At 58.7% G+C, this 16,038-nt stretch carries 13 protein-coding genes and 1 pseudogene; 9 read left to right on the top strand and 5 right to left on the bottom strand.

Going from position 1 to position 16,038, the window contains the following annotated elements:
- Window positions 1–81 precede the first annotated feature (81 nt).
- On the bottom strand, window positions 82–2,817 hold the full coding sequence (secA, locus tag ACLBW8_RS21430; protein WP_064453939.1) for a preprotein translocase subunit SecA: 2,736 nt from the start codon (window positions 2,815–2,817) through the stop codon (window positions 82–84).
- A gap of 305 nt (window positions 2,818–3,122) precedes the next feature.
- Between secA and ACLBW8_RS21425 the strand changes: the two genes are divergently transcribed.
- Entirely contained in the window at window positions 3,123–3,578 is a 456-nt protein-coding gene (locus tag ACLBW8_RS21425; protein ID WP_064453940.1) for a DUF721 domain-containing protein, read from the top strand.
- A gap of 4 nt (window positions 3,579–3,582) precedes the next feature.
- Here the strand turns inward: ACLBW8_RS21425 and ACLBW8_RS21420 are convergent, their stop codons facing one another.
- Entirely contained in the window at window positions 3,583–5,061 is a 1,479-nt protein-coding gene (locus ACLBW8_RS21420; RefSeq protein WP_447806246.1) for a helicase HerA-like domain-containing protein, read from the bottom strand.
- 205 nt (window positions 5,062–5,266) lie between these two features.
- Between ACLBW8_RS21420 and ACLBW8_RS21415 the strand changes: the two are divergent.
- Both ACLBW8_RS21415 and ACLBW8_RS21410 read left to right on the top strand, forming a co-directional pair.
- Window positions 5,267–6,301, top strand: a pseudogene (locus tag ACLBW8_RS21415) (HAMP domain-containing protein); the annotation flags it as partial.
- 93 nt (window positions 6,302–6,394) lie between these two features.
- The gene (locus ACLBW8_RS21410; protein WP_407016290.1) at window positions 6,395–7,159 is read left to right on the top strand and encodes a methyl-accepting chemotaxis protein; all 765 of its coding nucleotides are present in this window, start codon (window positions 6,395–6,397) and stop codon (window positions 7,157–7,159) included.
- Window positions 7,160–7,195: 36 nt separating this feature from the next.
- On the opposite strand, the gene ACLBW8_RS21405 is transcribed toward ACLBW8_RS21410, so the two are convergent.
- The gene (locus ACLBW8_RS21405) at window positions 7,196–7,366 is read right to left on the bottom strand and encodes a hypothetical protein (RefSeq protein ID WP_167353710.1); all 171 of its coding nucleotides are present in this window, start codon (window positions 7,364–7,366) and stop codon (window positions 7,196–7,198) included.
- An 86-nt stretch (window positions 7,367–7,452) separates the two neighbouring features.
- The gene (purU, locus tag ACLBW8_RS21400) at window positions 7,453–8,301 is read right to left on the bottom strand and encodes a formyltetrahydrofolate deformylase (protein WP_447806245.1); all 849 of its coding nucleotides are present in this window, start codon (window positions 8,299–8,301) and stop codon (window positions 7,453–7,455) included.
- A 347-nt stretch (window positions 8,302–8,648) separates the two neighbouring features.
- Between purU and mvaT the strand changes: the two genes are divergently transcribed.
- Entirely contained in the window at window positions 8,649–9,023 is a 375-nt protein-coding gene (gene mvaT / locus ACLBW8_RS21395) for a histone-like nucleoid-structuring protein MvaT (RefSeq protein WP_064453943.1), read from the top strand.
- Between the two features lie 90 nt (window positions 9,024–9,113).
- Here mvaT and sbcB read toward each other — a convergent pair whose 3' ends face one another.
- Window positions 9,114–10,541 carry an exodeoxyribonuclease I gene (gene sbcB, locus ACLBW8_RS21390; RefSeq protein ID WP_447806244.1) on the bottom strand — a complete coding sequence of 476 codons (1,428 nt, stop codon included), beginning with the start codon at window positions 10,539–10,541 and terminating at the stop codon, window positions 9,114–9,116.
- 166 nt (window positions 10,542–10,707) lie between these two features.
- On the opposite strand from sbcB, the gene ACLBW8_RS21385 reads away from it, so the two are divergent.
- From ACLBW8_RS21385 to ACLBW8_RS21365, 5 genes are read left to right on the top strand one after another with little or no spacing between them, the layout of a single operon-like run.
- On the top strand, window positions 10,708–11,400 hold the full coding sequence (locus tag ACLBW8_RS21385; RefSeq protein ID WP_447806243.1) for an RDD family protein: 693 nt from the start codon (window positions 10,708–10,710) through the stop codon (window positions 11,398–11,400).
- Window positions 11,397–12,377 (top strand): stage II sporulation protein M, encoded by a 981-nt coding sequence (locus ACLBW8_RS21380; RefSeq protein ID WP_447806242.1) that lies wholly within the window; start codon window positions 11,397–11,399, stop codon window positions 12,375–12,377. Before ACLBW8_RS21385 ends, ACLBW8_RS21380 begins: the two co-directional genes overlap by 4 nt.
- Window positions 12,364–13,890: a DUF4129 domain-containing protein gene (locus ACLBW8_RS21375; RefSeq protein WP_447806241.1), complete on the top strand. Its 1,527-nt coding sequence runs from the start codon at window positions 12,364–12,366 to the stop codon at window positions 13,888–13,890. Before ACLBW8_RS21380 ends, ACLBW8_RS21375 begins: the two co-directional genes overlap by 14 nt.
- Complete coding sequence (locus ACLBW8_RS21370; RefSeq protein ID WP_447806240.1) at window positions 13,887–15,044, top strand: DUF4350 domain-containing protein; 1,158 nt, start codon at window positions 13,887–13,889, stop codon at window positions 15,042–15,044. Before ACLBW8_RS21375 ends, ACLBW8_RS21370 begins: the two co-directional genes overlap by 4 nt.
- Complete coding sequence (locus tag ACLBW8_RS21365; RefSeq protein ID WP_064453949.1) at window positions 15,041–16,036, top strand: AAA family ATPase; 996 nt, start codon at window positions 15,041–15,043, stop codon at window positions 16,034–16,036. Before ACLBW8_RS21370 ends, ACLBW8_RS21365 begins: the two co-directional genes overlap by 4 nt.
- Window positions 16,037–16,038: the final 2 nt, after the last annotated feature.

The raw sequence follows: 16,038 nt of genomic DNA, 5'->3' as shown, positions 1-16,038 counted from the left end.
ATCGACGGTGAATTAATGGCAAAACGCCGCGACGGCAAAAGCCGGTCGCGGCGCGGGGTGTTGCAGCGTCAGGCAAAAATCTTAGTTGATTTCGCCGTGGCAGTGTTTGAACTTCTTGCCCGAACCGCACCAGCACAGTTCGTTGCGACCCAGCTTCTGATCATTGCGAACCGGGGCTTGAGCCAAGGCCACATCGACCTCCTCGCCCAAGACTTCCGGCGCTTCCAGACCTGGTGCTTCGTCATGCTGGAACTGCATGCGCGCGGCCAGTGCTTCGGCTTCCTGACGCAGGCGAGCTTCTTCCTCGATCGGGTCTTCGCGACGCACCTGAACGTGGGACAGCACACGAATCGAATCGCGCTTGATCGAATCCAGCAGCTCGGAGAACAGCGTGAACGACTCGCGCTTGTACTCTTGCTTCGGGTTCTTCTGGGCGTAGCCACGCAGGTGAATACCATGACGCAGGTGGTCCATGGTCGACAGGTGGTCTTTCCACAGGTCATCCAGCACGCGCAGTACGATTTGTTTCTCGAAGGTACGCAGTGCTTCGGCACTCGCCTGCTCTTCTTTCTCGTTGTACGCGGCGAGCAGCTCGGTCATCAGCTTCTCGCGCAGGGTTTCTTCGTACAGGTGATCGTCTTCGTCCAGCCACTGTTGAACCGGCAAGTCGACACCGAAGTCGTTCTTCAACGCGGCTTCCAGGCCGGCAACATCCCACTGCTCAGGCAGGGACTGTGGCGGGATATGGGCGCTGACGGTGGCGTTGAGCACGTCCTGACGGAAATCGGCAATGGTCTCGCCAATGTTGTCGGCGGCCAGCAACGTGTTACGCATGTGATAGATCACTTTACGCTGTTCGTTGTTGACGTCATCGAACTCAAGCAGCTGCTTGCGAATGTCGAAGTTACGGCCTTCTACCTTGCGCTGGGCCTTCTCGATGGCGTTGGTCACCATGCGGTGCTCGATCGCTTCACCGGACTGCATGCCCAGGGCTTTCATGAAGTTCTTCACCCGGTCCGAGGCGAAGATACGCATCAGGCTGTCTTCCAGCGACAGGTAGAAACGGCTGGAACCGGCGTCACCCTGACGACCGGCACGACCACGCAGCTGGTTGTCGATACGGCGTGACTCGTGACGCTCGGACGCGATGACCTGCAAGCCGCCGGATTCGAGCACAGCCTGGTGGCGTTTCTGCCAGTCGGCCTTGATCTGGGCGATCTGCTCAGGGGTCGGGTTGTCGAGCGAGGCCACTTCCACTTCCCAGTTACCGCCCAACAGGATGTCGGTACCACGACCGGCCATGTTGGTGGCGATGGTGAGTGCGCCTGGGCGACCGGCCTGGGCGATGATCTCGGCTTCTTTTTCGTGGAACTTGGCGTTGAGGACCTTGTGCTCGATGCCTTCCTTGTTAAGCAGGTTGGACACGTGCTCGGAAGTTTCGATGGTGGCGGTACCCACCAGGATCGGACGACCCTGGGCCATGCCGTCCTTGATGTCGTTGATGATTGCCGCGTATTTCTCTTCGGCAGTCAGGAACACCAGGTCGTTGAAATCTTTACGCGCCAGCGGCTTGTTCGGTGGAATCACCATCACGGCCAGGCTGTAGATCTGGTGGAATTCGAACGCTTCGGTGTCGGCCGTACCGGTCATGCCGGACAGCTTGTTGTACAGACGGAAGTAGTTCTGGAAGGTAGTGGAGGCCAACGTCTGGCTTTCAGCCTGGATGTTGAGCCCTTCCTTCGCTTCGATAGCCTGGTGCAGGCCTTCGGACAGACGACGACCCGGCATGGTACGGCCAGTGTGTTCGTCAACCAGTACGACCTGGCCGTCCTGGACGATGTATTCAACGTTGCGATGGAACAGCTTGTGGGCGCGCAGGCCGGCATACACGTGGGTCAACAGGCCCAGGTTGTGCGCCGAGTACAGGCTTTCACCCTCGGCCAGTTCGCCGATCTGGGTCAGCATGTCTTCGACAAACTGGTGACCGGCTTCGTTGAGTTCGACCTGACGAGTCTTCTCGTCGATGGTGAAGTGACCTTCTTTGGTCACCACGCCTTCCACTTCCTCGATGTGCTGCTCCAGACGCGGGACCAACTTGTTGATCTCGGTGTACAGGCGCGAGCTGTCTTCGGCCTGGCCGGAGATGATCAGCGGGGTACGGGCTTCGTCGATCAGGATGGAGTCGACTTCGTCGATCACGGCAAAGTTGAGTTCGCGCTGGAATTTTTCTTCCATGCTGAACGCCATGTTGTCGCGCAGGTAGTCGAAACCGAATTCGTTGTTGGTGCCATAGGTGATGTCGGCAGCGTAGGCGGCGCGCTTCTCTTCCGGCGGCTGGAACGGCGTTACCACGCCGACGGTCAGGCCGAGGAATTCATACAGCGGGCGCATCCAGTTGGCGTCCCGGCGGGCCAGGTAGTCGTTCACCGTCACAACGTGCACGCCCTTGCCGGACAGTGCGTTGAGGTAAACACCCAGGGTTGCCACCAGGGTCTTGCCTTCACCCGTACGCATTTCGGCAATCATGCCTTCATGCAAGGTCATGCCGCCGATCAACTGGACGTCGAAGTGGCGCATGCCCATGACACGCTTACCGGCTTCACGGGCGACCGCAAAGGCTTCGGGAAGCAGCTTGTCGAGGGTTTCACCTTTGGCTATGCGGGCCTTGAACTCTTGGGTCTTGGCGCGCAATTGCTCGTCCGAAAGGGCAACCATCTGCTCTTCGAAGGCATTAACCAGCTGCACCGTCTTGAGCATGCGTTTGACTTCGCGCTCATTCTTGCTTCCAAAAAGTTTCTTTAACAAAGGCGCAAACATATCGGCAGGTTCTTCCACACATAGGGATGGAGGGCGCACCGTGAGTGGCCCGAGCAGCCCTCACGGCCGCATGCGAACGCGCATTCTACCCGGAATCGTGGGTGAGGAAAGTGGCGTTGTTCCCCGATGCTGGCATGGTGCTGTGAGAGGGCCTGTTTAAAATAAGGGCTTTTGCTGGAACTTCAACCCATGGAGCGCAGAAGTTAACTATTGATTTCACGGGCATTGCCCTGTTATCGCATTGCCTGGGGCCGCTCAGGCGCTTTCTGCTAAGATAGCCGCTCTGTTACTTAAGGTGTCTAAACATGGCATTTCGCCCTCTTACAGCCCGCGCCCCCAGCGTGTTGCTTCGCGAAGCCAAGCCGTTGAAAGCCATCTTCGGCCACGCGCAACGCTTGGGCCATTTGCAACGCCTGGTAGAAAGCCAGCTGCAACCTGCCGCCCGCGAGCATTGCCATGTGGCGTCCTGGCGCGAGGGTAATTTGCTGTTAATTGTCACCGATGGCCATTGGGCGACCCGTTTGCGCTACCAGCAAAAACGCCTGCAGCGACAATTGATGGCATTTGATGTATTTGCCAGCTTGACCCGTATCCAGTTCAAAGTGCAGCCACCCACCGTACAGCAAGGCGCGGTGGGGCATACGATGGACCTTTCGGAGAATGCAGCCGAAACCATTCAGGCAACGGCTGACGGGATCAGTGATCCGGGCTTGCGCGCGGCGCTCGAGCGGTTGGCCGCCCACGGCAAACCCAAATCCTGAACCCCTATTTGCGCTTGCTGCCGCCCAGCAACGACCCCAACAACCCCCGCACCAACTGCCGGCCCATCTGATTGGCGGCCTGCTGCATCGCCGACTTGAGTGCCTTGCCAGCCGTAGTGCCCAGAAAGGCACCCGCTTTGTCGGTAAAGCTCGGTTCTTCGGCCGCGGGCTTCGCCTCTTCGGTCACCCCAAGCTCTTTGCGCGCCATCAGCACTTCATAGGCCGACTCCCGGTCAATCGGCTTGTCATACCGCCCCAGCAACGGCGAACTGGCGATCAATGCCGCACGTTCGGCCTCACTCAGTGGCCCGATTCGCGACTGTGGAGGCGCAACCAGCACGCGTTGGACGACTTCCGGTGTGCCCTTTTCCTGCAACGTGCCCACCAATGCCTCACCGGTGCCCAACTCAGTCAGTACCGACAAGGCATCGAACGCCGGGTTGGGCCGGAAACCGTCCGCCACGGCGCGCAAGGATTTCTGCTCTTTAGTTGTGAACGCACGCAGACCGTGCTGAATACGCAAGCCCAATTGCGCCAATACCGTGTCCGGCAAATCACCTGGAGACTGAGTGACAAAATACACACCTACCCCTTTGGACCGGATCAAACGCACCACTTGCTCCAGGCGATCCTGCAACGCCTTGGGTGTATCGGCAAACAACAAATGCGCCTCGTCGAAAAACAACGCAAGCAGCGGTTTATCGGCGTCACCGCGTTCAGGCAACTGTTCGAACAGCTCGGCCAGCAGCCACAGCAGGAAGGTCGCGTAGACCTTTGGCGCTTCATGCACCAATCGGCTGGCGTCGAGCAGGTGGATGCGCCCACGGCCATCGCTGGCCGGCTGCAAAATATCCTCAAGTTGCAGGGCCGGCTCACCAAACAAGGCTTCGGCGCCCTGCTGCTCCAGCACAGCCAGGCGCCGCAACAGCGCCTGGCTGGAGCCGGTAGTCATCAGTGCCGCATCATCGCCCAGCAGCTCCGGGTGATAACGCAGGTGGTTGAGCAATGCCTTGAGGTCTTTGAGGTCGAGCAGCAACAAGCCTTCGCGGTCAGCCACCTTGAACGTGGCATAGAGTGCCGACTGCTGGCTGTCGGTGAGTTCCAACAGGCTGCCGAGCAATAACGGCCCCATTTCGCTGATGGTGGTGCGAAGCGGATGACCGGACTGCCCGTGGATATCCCACAGCGTCACCGGATAAGCCTTGGCCGTATAGTTAAGGAAGGGCATACCCGCGATGCGCTCGGCCACTTTACCTTGCGGGTTGGCCGCTGCCCCCAGACCACATAGGTCGCCCTTGATATCCGCGGCGAACACCGCCACACCCGCATCACTGAAAGCTTCCGCCAGGCGCTGCAACGTGACGGTCTTGCCCGTGCCGGTGGCGCCGGCAATCAACCCGTGACGGTTGGCCAGACGCATGGCCTGGGCGATGGGTTGGCCGTCAAGGCCGGCGCCGATAAGGAGTTGCGAGGAATCAGGCATTTCGTCACCTTTGGTTAATCTTTAGTGCCGCCAGGTCGATACAGACGGATGTACGACCCACAAAGTCTAAAAATAGGTCAGATAGCTCCTATAAGGGACCCACAGAGCTATCACAAGAAATATCACACCTTTTTTGACGCTGTCATTTTGCGTATCCCAAGAGGATGCGCTTCGGATATTAAGACCATAGCGGACCCTACAAGCCATGAATAAAAACCTGCGCTTCAGCCACAAGATCCTGCTTGCAGCCTCCCTTATCGTCATCGCCGCTTTCGCGCTGTTTACCCTCTATAACGACTACCTGCAACGCAACGCGATTCGCGACGACCTCAATAATTACCTGCATGAAATGGGCGATGTCACCGCCAGCAATATTCAAACCTGGCTGACCGGTCGCATTGCCCTGGTGGAGAATGCGGCACAAAACATCGCCATCAATCCTGAACCCAGTGTGGTTGCCAGCCTGCTCGAGCAGAAAGCGCTGACCTCCTCGTTCATGGCAACCTACGTGGGCGACAGCAAAGGCGCCTTCACCATCCGCCCTGACACCAAGATGCCGGATGGCTTCGATCCACGGGTTCGCCCTTGGTACAAAGGCGCCCAGAGCAGCAACGGCTCGACCCTGACCGAACCCTACATCGACGCCGCTACCGGGCAGTTGATCATTTCTGTTGCCACCCCCAGCAGTACCAAGACCGGCCAGAGCATCGGCGTGGTGGGCGGCGACCTGAGCCTGCAAACCCTGGTGGATAACATCGGCGCACTGAACTTCGGTGGCATGGGCTATGCCTTCCTGGTCAGTGCCGATGGCAAAGTGCTGGTGCATCCGGACAAAAACCTGGTGATGAAAACCCTGGCTGACGTGTACCCGAAAAACACACCGAAAATCAGCGGGGACTTCAGCGAAGTTGAAGCCAACGGCAAAGACAACATCGTCACGTTTACACCGATCAAGGGCCTGCCGTCGGTGAACTGGTACCTGGGCGTTTCGGTGGATAAAGACAAATCCTTCGCCATGCTCAGCAAATTCCGCACCTCGGCCGTGATTGCCACGATCATTGCCGTGGTGATCATCATCGCGCTGCTCGGCATGCTGATCCGAGTGCTGTTGCAACCCTTGCACGTGATGACCCGTGCCATGCAGGACATCGCCGATGGCGAAGGTGACCTGACACGCCGCCTGAGCATCCAGAATCACGACGAATTCGGCACGCTGGGTAACGCATTCAACCGCTTCGTGGAACGGATTCATACCTCCATTCGCGAAGTGTCCTCGGCCACCGAGCAGGTCAACGAAGTCGCCCTGCGCGTGGTCAGTGCGTCCAACTCGTCCATGGTCAATTCCGACGAGCAGGCCAACCGCACCAACAGTGTCGCCGCCGCCATCAACGAACTGGGCGCCGCTGCACAAGAGATCGCCCGTAATGCTGCGCAGGCTTCCGGCCAGGCCAGCGATGCGCGGCAATTGGCCGAAGACGGCCAGCAAGTGGTTGATCGCAATATCACGGCGATGACCAAGTTATCCGCGATGATCAGCGCTTCCAGCAGCAATATTGAAGCGCTCAACAGCAAGACCGTGAATATCGGGCAAATTCTGGAAGTCATCACCAGCATCTCCCAGCAAACCAACCTGCTGGCACTTAACGCCGCGATCGAAGCGGCGCGTGCAGGGGAAGCCGGACGCGGGTTTGCGGTAGTGGCCGATGAAGTGCGCAACCTGGCCCACCGCACCCAGGAATCGGCGCAACAAGTGCAAAAGATGATTGAAGAGCTGCAAGTCGGCGCCCGGGAATCGGTCAGCACCATGAGCGAAAGCCAGCGCCACAGCCTCGAGAGTGTGGACATCGCCAACCTGGCCGGCGAACGCCTTAACAGCGTGACCCAGCGCATTGGCGAGATCGACGGCATGAACCAGTCAGTGGCCACCGCTACCGAAGAACAGACCTCAGTGGTGGAGTCGATCAACATGGACATCACCGAGATCAACACACTCAACCAGGAGGGTGTGGAAAACCTGCACTCAACCCTGCGGGCCTGTACCGACCTGGAACAACAGGCAGCACGCCTGAAGCAGTTGGTGGGCAGTTTCCGGATCTGATGCAAGCAGCCCGCCGCCTGGCATGGCGGCGGGCCACTATTCTTCCTTGGGTTCGGCTTTAGCCTGTTCGCGCGCCCATAACTCGACCGCACCGGGAAACTCGGTGCCGTCCTCTGCGTCCAGCTCATCCGGGTCGAACCGGCTCAAACACCCCTCCCCCAGCGTCGCTGGGGCTTTGGAGGTGGCTTTGTCCAGCGGATCGCTCATCAATCAATCCTCAATGACGGGCAAAGAAAAAGGGCCTGGGACGATTTAACGCCCAGGCCCCCTATTCTTCAATAAGCACGTCGCTATCAGAACACGACGGTCTTATTGCCGTGCACCAGCACGCGATCTTCCAAGTGGTAACGCAGGCCACGGGCCAGGACCATCTTCTCGACGTCACGGCCGAAACGCACCATGTCTTCGATGCTGTCGCTGTGGCTGACGCGCACTACGTCCTGCTCGATGATCGGGCCAGCGTCCAGCTCCTCGGTGACGTAGTGGCAGGTTGCGCCAATCAGCTTCACGCCACGCAGGGAGGCCTGATGGTAGGGCTTGGCACCCACAAACGACGGCAGGAAGCTGTGGTGAATATTGATCACCTTACCCGCGTATTCGCGGCACAGTTCCGGCGGCAGGATTTGCATGTAGCGCGCCAGCACGACGACGTCAGCCTTATGCTGCTTGACCAGGCGGGAGACCTCGGCGAACGCCGGCTCTTTATCCTGTGGGTTGACCGGTACGTGGTAATACGGGATGCCATGCCATTCGACCATGCTGCGCAGGTCGTCATGGTTGGAGATCACACAGGCAATCTCACAGTCCAGCTCATCGCTGTGCCAGCGGTGCAACAGGTCAGCCAGGCAATGGGACTCACGACTGGCCATCAGTACGACGCGTTTTTTCTGCTCCGTGTCGGTGATGTGCCAGGTCATCGAAAACTCTTCGGCGATCGGCGCAAACGCCTCACGAAAAGCTTCAAGACCAAAGGGCAGCGTGTCGGCACGAATCTCGTGACGCATGAAAAACCATCCGCTGAGATCGTCCGAGTGATGGCTCGCCTCGGTGATCCAGCCGTTGTGGGAGGCCAGAAAGTTACTGACTTTGGCAACGATGCCAACCCGGTCCGGGCAAGCAATCACCAGCCGAAAAGTGCGCATTAGGGGAAAACTCCAGAACTTCGCAAAGGTCGCCATTCTAGCGATTACGCAGAAAAACTGCAGTATTCCTTGCGGCTTAATCTGCACACATGGCCTGGCGACATCCCTTAATAGCGTAAGGTTTTAGCGCCGCTATATGACGATGCCACCTCACACTCAGGCAGTTATCAAAAATAAAACGGGATTATCTTTACACCCACCACCTACTAATTAACTCGATTGCATAGCTTTGCCACAAACATTCAACGTAATTCACATAAATGTCTCCTTAAATGTTTACTTGGGGAAATTGCCTGACTATTATTGGGCCACTCCTGTCAATCAGTGCTCTACATAAGGTAGTCCCCATGTCTCTGATCAACGAATACCGCGCCACCGAAGAAGCTATCAAAGAGCTGCAAGCCCGTTTGAAGAACCTGTCCCAAGACGACAAGCTGCAAACCGAGCTGGAATTCGAAGGCAAACTGCGCACCCTGATGGGTGAATACTCCAAATCCCTGCGTGACATCATCGCGCTGCTGGATCCGGAATCGAAAATCAAAGCACCCCGTGGCGCTGTGAAAACTACCGGCACCAAGCGTGCTCGCAAGGTCAAGCAATACAAGAACCCGCACAACGGCGAAGTGATTGAAACCAAAGGTGGCAACCACAAGACGCTGAAAGAGTGGAAAGCCAAGTGGGGCGGCGACGTCGTTGAAGGTTGGGCTACCCTGCTGGGCTAAGCCTGGTCGGGCTATCGCCTGATATGCAACACATTAAAAACGCCAGCTTGCTGGCGTTTTTTATTGTCCGAATATTCTCCACTTACCTGACTACAGGTCCAGGCGAGCCGCTAAAGAGTCGGCATATTCCTGCCATTGATCCAGCACCTCGCACTGAACCGATGTAGCACTAACGGCCAACTCCTCACGTGCCTGCTTAAATGCCAACAAGGTATTCGGTGCGCCCCATTCCGGGTTTGACAAACGTTGCTGGCAAAAAAGTTTCCAGCGCTGTTGCTCCTCGTTGTTCAAGGTGTCAGGAAAGTTACGTGCGCGGTAGCGGAATAATAATTCCGGCAATCGATGATCATCAAAAGGCCACTGCTGATGTGCTAACTGTGAAGGTTCTGCCGCCCGGACTTGTTCGCATAAACGCCGGTCGCGGTCACCTATAAAACCGTCATAGAGCTGCTGCTCAGGGTCCTGACTCGGCACAAAATCTTCCTCGGCATAAATCGCCGCCAACTTGTCGCGCCAAACTTCCTGTGCGTCAGTTAGTCGCAGCGCCCGCGCCTGGCAGACATCCATATCCAACTGAAGGCGCTCACGATCCTGCGCCCTTAGCACATTCAAGGGCGCAACGACCGGACAACGGTTGATATGCAACAACTTGAGCGGCACCGGCAGTTCACCGTCCGTCAGGTCTTCACGGCGCGTGTAGAGCCGCTGGCGCAAGGTATTGGCGTCCAGGTCCAGTAAACCCTGCGGGTCGAGCCCGAGGTCACAGACAATCAACGCATTGCGATTGCGCGGGTGCCAGGCCAGGGGCAGTACCACGCCCAGGTAATGACGCGCGGCGGAAAAACGACCTGAGATATGCACCATGGGTTGCAACAGGCGAACCTGATCCATCACACGCTGCTTGCTGCGCAGTTGGAATAGCCAGTCATACAGCTTGGGCTGTTTGTCGCGGACCAAACGGGCCAAGGCAATGGTGGCACGCACGTCCGACAAGGCATCGTGGGCCTGGCCATGGTCTATGCCATTGGCTTCGGTCAAACGCTCAAGCTTGAGGGTGACACGACCGTCCTGCTCGGGCCAGACAATGCCTTCGGGGCGCAGCGCATAGGCTGTGCGGACCACATCGATCAAGTCCCAGCGACTGTTACCGCCCTGCCACTCACGGGCATAGGGATCAAAAAAGTTGCGGTAGAGGCTGTAGCGCGTCATTTCATCATCAAAACGCAAGGTGTTGTAACCGGCTCCACAGGTACCCGGCGCGGCCAACTCGGCGTGCACGCGGGTCATGAAGTCGGCTTCGGCCAGGCCCTTTTCCGCCAGGATGCCGGGGGTAATACCGGTTATCGCGCAGGCGGCCGGGTGCGGCAGGATGTCATCGCTCGGCCGGCAATAAAGGTTGACCGGCGGGCCGACCTCGTTGAGTTCGAGGTCGGTACGAATACCGGCGACCTGGAGCGGGCGATCGCTGCGCGGGTTGATGCCGGTGGTTTCATAGTCGTACCAGAAGATGGTGGTCACGGGCTGTTCCTGTCCTGAAGATCGGCAAAGTCTAGGCGCTGTAATACGTCCGGGGCCAGCGATACCTTACCTGTACAAATATCCAGCAAAACCTTGAATGGTTGCTTCCACCGTCGACACTGCTAGCATCCGTGCATTCCAGCCGCACGCACTGCCAAGGATCGCGATGCCATCAGTTCCATTGGATACCCATTACCAGATCGAGACCCCGGAGGGCATAGACTTGCCCTTGCGCCCGGCCGGGCTGATGCCACGTGCACTGGCCTTTGCTTTCGATTTGGGTTTGCGCGGCCTGGTCATGGGCATCCTGCTCGTACCGCTGGCGCTGCTCGGCAATATCGGTTTCGGCCTGGGTTCGCTGCTGCTGTTCCTGATCAGTTGGTGGTACATGGTGCTCTTTGAGGTGCTCAACCAGGGTTGCTCTCCGGGCAAGCAGGTCATGGACTTGCGGGTAGTACAGGATGACGGCACACCCATTGGCTGGTCCGCCTCACTCATTCGCAACCTGCTGCGTTTTGTCGACATGCTGCCTTTCGGCTACTTCCTCGGCGCCATCAGTTGCCTGCAACACCCCCATTTCAAACGGCTTGGCGACCTTGCCGCCGGCACGCTGGTGATCTACCGCGAACAACCATTGGCTCGCCCCAAGGTGCCTCAGGCCGTCGCCCTGCGCCTGCCCTTTACACTGGAGCTCAGCGAGCAACGTGCCATCCTTGGTTTCGCCGAACGCCAAAGTGAGCTCTCCGCCGAGCGGGTACAGGAACTCGCTTCCATCCTTGCAACGCCGCTGCAAGTCTCTCCAGCTCGCGCCGTGGAGCAACTCAATGGCGTGGCTCGCGGCTTGCTGGGGCCGACATGAAGCAGAGCCTGTTCGAAAGCCGCCATCAGCCGCAGTGGCAAGCCTTTGCCGAACAACTCAAGCAGTTGGAGCAAGGCAAGACCAAAGCCAGCGACGTGGCTGACTTTCCACACCATTATAGACGCGTGTGCCAGCACCTCGCGCTGGCCCAGGAACGTGGCTACAGCAGCTACCTGATAGACCCATTGCAACAACTGGCTCTACGCGGCCACCAACAGCTGTACCGCCATCGGAGCCAATTGGGGGCGAACGTATTGGGCTTCGTCCTGGCTGACTTTCCTCGTCTGGTACGTGAACAGTGGCGCTTCGTTTTGATCGCCAGCCTGCTGTTCTTCGGCAGCCTGGTCGGGGTTGGGTTGCTGGTCTACCTGTTTCCAGACCTGATCTACAGCATCGTCAGCCCCCAGCAGGTGGCCGAGATGCACAGCATGTATGACCCGGATGCCGGCCGCCTGGGACGCGCCGCCGATCGTGCATCCAGTGAAGACTGGATGATGTTTGGCTACTACGTGATGCACAACATCGGTATTGCCTTCCAGACCTTTGCCGCCGGCCTGCTGTTCGGCCTGGGCAGTGTGTTCTTTTTGATTTTCAACGGCCTGATCATCGGCGCCGTATCCGGGCACCTCACAGAGATCGGCTATGGCCAGACGTTCTGGTCATTTGTCATCGGCCATGGTGCTTTCGAGCTCAGTGCCATTGCGCTGGCCGGTGCGTCAGGTCTGCAGATGGGCTGGGCATTGATCGCCCCCGGGCAACTGACACGCGGCGAATCTCTGCGCCTGGCGGCACGCAAGAGCGTGCAGATGCTCTGCGGGGTCATGTTATTCCTGTTGATAGCGGCATTTATTGAAGCCTACTGGTCTTCTTCCAGCGCAATCGCCCCCTGGATCAAATACCTGACAGGCGCCGGGCTGTGGCTGCTGATGGCCGCTTACCTGACCCTTGCCGGACGGACTCACCATGCGCCTGAGTGATGCCAGCGTGGTGATTCGACCCCGCACTTCCTGGGAAGCCATGGACCTGGGCGTATTAATGGCTCGGGAACATCGCCTGCTATTGATGACCAGTTGGGCAATGGTGAGCCTGCCGATCTTCATTGTGCTGACCGCCCTGCTGTGGAATTACCCTTCCACCGCCATGTTTTTGTTCTGGTGGCTAAAACCGGCCTTTGACCGGCTACCGTTGTACATCCTGTCAACGGCCTTGTTTGGCGAGACACCCAGCCTCAAGCAGGCAGTACGCCATTGGCCGCGCCTGCTCAAAGGTCAACTGCTGGCCAGCCTGACCTGGAGGCGATTCAGCCTGAGTCGCAGCTTTGTGATGCCGGTGAGCCAACTCGAAGGCCTGGACGGCCAAGCCCGCCAAAGACGCTTAGGAGTGCTCCTGCAGCGCAACGCCGGTGCTGCACGCTGGCTGACCACCATCGGGGTGCATTTGGAAATAGGCCTTTGGTTCGGTTGCATGGCACTGTTCTATCTATTCATTCCGCAACAACTGGAACTGGATTGGGACTGGCAACGGCTGGCACTGGCAACCGGTTCAGAGGGGTTGTGGCTGGAGCATTTGGGCAACGCCTTTTACGCGTTGATCCTGGTGTTCTGGGAACCCATCTATGTCGCATGCGGTTTCAGCCTGTACCTCAACCGCCGCACTGTATTGGAGGCCTGGGACCTGGAATTGGTGTTCCGCCGGCTGCGCCAACGCCTGAGCAGTATCGTACCGTTGCTGCTGATGGCCGGGTTGATGCTTCTACCGTTCAGCCGCCCTGCCATGGCCGACGCCCCGGAATCTCCCAGGCAGGTCACGACCCAGGCCGCCAGCCAATCGATCAAGACGCTGCTGGACACTCCCCCGTTCAAAAATCGGGAAACCGTCACCCGTTACCGTTTTGGCGATGAACCCCCCACTGCGAAGCACAAGGCGCGCGGTGACGGCAAACTTCCGGCCTGGCTTCAGTCACTGCTGGACACCTTCAACAGCAATACTTTCAAACACGCAGCCTTTGGCCTGGAAATATTGTTATGGAGCCTGCTCGCGGGCTGCGTGGCGCTATTGGTCTGGCACTATCGCGACTGGCTGCGCACCTTTGTCAGCCGACGCGGGTCACTCAAACCCAACGTTGCCAAACCGGCACCCACACACTTATTCGGCCTGGCGCTGGGCACCGACACCTTGCCTGAGGACGTCGCCAGCGCTGCCGAAGAGCTATGGCTGACCCAACCAAGGGAAGCGCTTGGCCTGTTGTATCGCGGCCTGCTCAACCGACTGTTGCACGACTTCAACCTGCCTCTGAAAAGCGCGGACACCGAAGGCCAGGTCCTGGAACGCGTTCATCAATTGCAACAACCGCAGCTACTGGCCTTCAGCGATGAACTGACTCACCACTGGCAAAACCTCGCCTATGGCCACCGTCTTCCCCCCACCTGGGTACAACAGCAACTGTGTCGCGATTGGCGTGCCCTCTTCAGCCCGGGAGCCCCCCAATGAACCGACCCATGCTGTGGGTCGGCCTGCTGCTGGTATGTTTGCTGGGAGCCGGAGGCCTTTACGTTTGGCATATCGCAACGCCCTACGACGAGGTAGTCGACCGTGGCCCGTCGCCGCAAGTCATGGCAAACACCTACCTGGCGGCCGAATACTTTCTACGCCAGCAAGGCCTTGCAGTGGAGCATGCCAACAGTCTTGAAAGGCTTGCCGACCTGCCAGCCAAAGGGCACAGCTTGTTGCTGCTGGGTGAGCGCAGCAACATGACGCCACGCCAGGTGGACCAACTGCTGGACTGGGCAAAATCCGGTGGCCACTTGCTGCTGGTCGCCGAAGCGCTATGGGATGAAGAGACAGGCAACAGCGGCGACCTGCTGCTTGATCGGTTGAACATCCACCAAACATTGAGTGAGGCCGCTGACGAACCTACCTCCTCGCGCAAAAAGACAGCGCCGGACCTAACCAAACTCTATGTCGACAATGAAACCGCCCCGGCCTACTTCAGCTTCGATACCGACTTCAACCTCACCGATCCCAAGCACCTGGCGCAGTTTTCCGCCAACAGCGCCAGGTCCAGCCATTTGATGCAACGCAACTTCGGGCACGGCACCGTAACGGTTGTGACCGACAGCGATCTGTGGAAAACCCCGAGTATCGGCAAACACGATAACGCCTGGCTGTTGTGGTACCTCAACCAGGGCACGGACGTAATCTTGCTGTTCAATAGCGACGTGGACAATCTACTGACCCTGTTGATACGCAACTTTCCCCAGGCCCTGGTGGCGCTCATCGCGCTGATTGCCCTGGCACTCTGGCAGGCCGGTATGCGCCAAGGCCCAATCCGTACACCAGCACCCAAGGCACGCCGGCAGTTGCAGGAACACTTGAAGGCCAGTGCCGACTTCCTGCTGCGACGCAGTGGCCAAGGCACGCTGTTGCAAGCGTTACAGGGTGATGTCCAGCGTGCTGCAAGGCGTCGCCACCCAGGCTTTGAACACCTCGAAACCGCTGAACAGTGGCAGGTACTTGAACGCCTGACGCGCCAACCCTCCCACGTCATCCGCCAGGCCCTCGGCCCACTCCCGGCAAAACGGCTCTCCAGCGCCGATTTCAGCCGGGAAGTAGCATGCCTGCAAACTCTGAGGAACGCCCTATGAGCGATTTTCCAACGGCCACTGACCAGACTGCCGAAAGCCTTCAACACGCCAGCCAACAGGCACAGGCCCTGCGCGTTGAACTGCGCAAGGCAGTGATTGGCCAGGATCAGGTGATCGACGACGTGCTCACCGCACTGATCGCAGGCGGCCATGTACTGCTTGAAGGCGTACCCGGCCTTGGTAAAACGCTGCTGGTGCGCGCGCTGGCCCGTTGTTTCGGTGGCGATTTCGCACGCATCCAGTTCACGCCGGACCTGATGCCCAGCGATGTCACCGGTCACGCCGTGTACGACCTGCACACCGAACAATTCAAGCTGCGCAAGGGGCCGCTGTTCACTCACCTGTTGCTGGCCGACGAAATCAACCGCGCCCCGGCCAAGACTCAGGCCGCCCTGCTTGAAGCCATGCAGGAGCGTCAAGTCACCCTTGAAGGTGAGGCACTGCCCATCGGCCAACCCTTCATGGTGCTGGCGACGCAAAACCCCATTGAACAGGAAGGCACCTACCCGCTGCCCGAGGCCGAGTTGGATCGGTTCATGTTCAAAGTGCGCATGGACTACCCCGATTCACAGCAGGAACTGGATATGGTGCGCGAAGTAACGCGCTCATCCCGGGCCGATATGCTGGACGTGCAGCCATTACGCACCGTGCTGCAAGCCGAGGATGTGCTGCAGTTACAGCGGATTGCCAGCGAACTGGCACTGGATGAACACGTACTCGACTATGCCGTACGCCTGGCCAGGGCTACTCGCAGCTGGCCGGGGCTGACCATCGGTGCAGGCCCTCGCGCCTCCATCGCACTGGTACGCGGCGCCCGCGCCCGTGCTTTGCTGCGCGGGGGCGCGTTCGTCACTCCAGACGATATCAAGGGCTGCGCGTTGGCGGTGCTGCGCCACCGGGTTCGTATCGCTCCCGAACTGGACATCGACGGATTGGAAGTGGACCAGGTGCTCAAGCAGTTGCTGGACCAGATTCCGGCACCTCGGCAATGACC

Source organism: Pseudomonas sp. M5A4_2d, from assembly GCF_053345295.1.
This window is presented reverse-complemented; position numbering and strand designations above follow the sequence as displayed.

Bases quoted from the DNA above. Each gene is read 5' to 3' on its own strand.
- secA (WP_064453939.1), bottom strand. From the start codon at position 2,817: ATGTTTGCGCCTTTGTTAAAGAAACTTTTTGGAAGCAAGAATGAGCGC.
- ACLBW8_RS21425 (WP_064453940.1), top strand. From the start codon at position 3,123: ATGGCATTTCGCCCTCTTACAGCCCGCGCCCCCAGCGTGTTGCTTCGC.
- ACLBW8_RS21420 (WP_447806246.1), bottom strand. From the start codon at position 5,061: ATGCCTGATTCCTCGCAACTCCTTATCGGCGCCGGCCTTGACGGCCAA.
- ACLBW8_RS21410 (WP_407016290.1), top strand. From the start codon at position 6,395: ATGGTCAATTCCGACGAGCAGGCCAACCGCACCAACAGTGTCGCCGCC.
- ACLBW8_RS21405 (WP_167353710.1), bottom strand. From the start codon at position 7,366: ATGAGCGATCCGCTGGACAAAGCCACCTCCAAAGCCCCAGCGACGCTG.
- purU (WP_447806245.1), bottom strand. From the start codon at position 8,301: ATGCGCACTTTTCGGCTGGTGATTGCTTGCCCGGACCGGGTTGGCATC.
- mvaT (WP_064453943.1), top strand. From the start codon at position 8,649: ATGTCTCTGATCAACGAATACCGCGCCACCGAAGAAGCTATCAAAGAG.
- ACLBW8_RS21385 (WP_447806243.1), top strand. From the start codon at position 10,708: ATGCCATCAGTTCCATTGGATACCCATTACCAGATCGAGACCCCGGAG.
- ACLBW8_RS21380 (WP_447806242.1), top strand. From the start codon at position 11,397: ATGAAGCAGAGCCTGTTCGAAAGCCGCCATCAGCCGCAGTGGCAAGCC.
- ACLBW8_RS21375 (WP_447806241.1), top strand. From the start codon at position 12,364: ATGCGCCTGAGTGATGCCAGCGTGGTGATTCGACCCCGCACTTCCTGG.
- ACLBW8_RS21370 (WP_447806240.1), top strand. From the start codon at position 13,887: ATGAACCGACCCATGCTGTGGGTCGGCCTGCTGCTGGTATGTTTGCTG.
- ACLBW8_RS21365 (WP_064453949.1), top strand. From the start codon at position 15,041: ATGAGCGATTTTCCAACGGCCACTGACCAGACTGCCGAAAGCCTTCAA.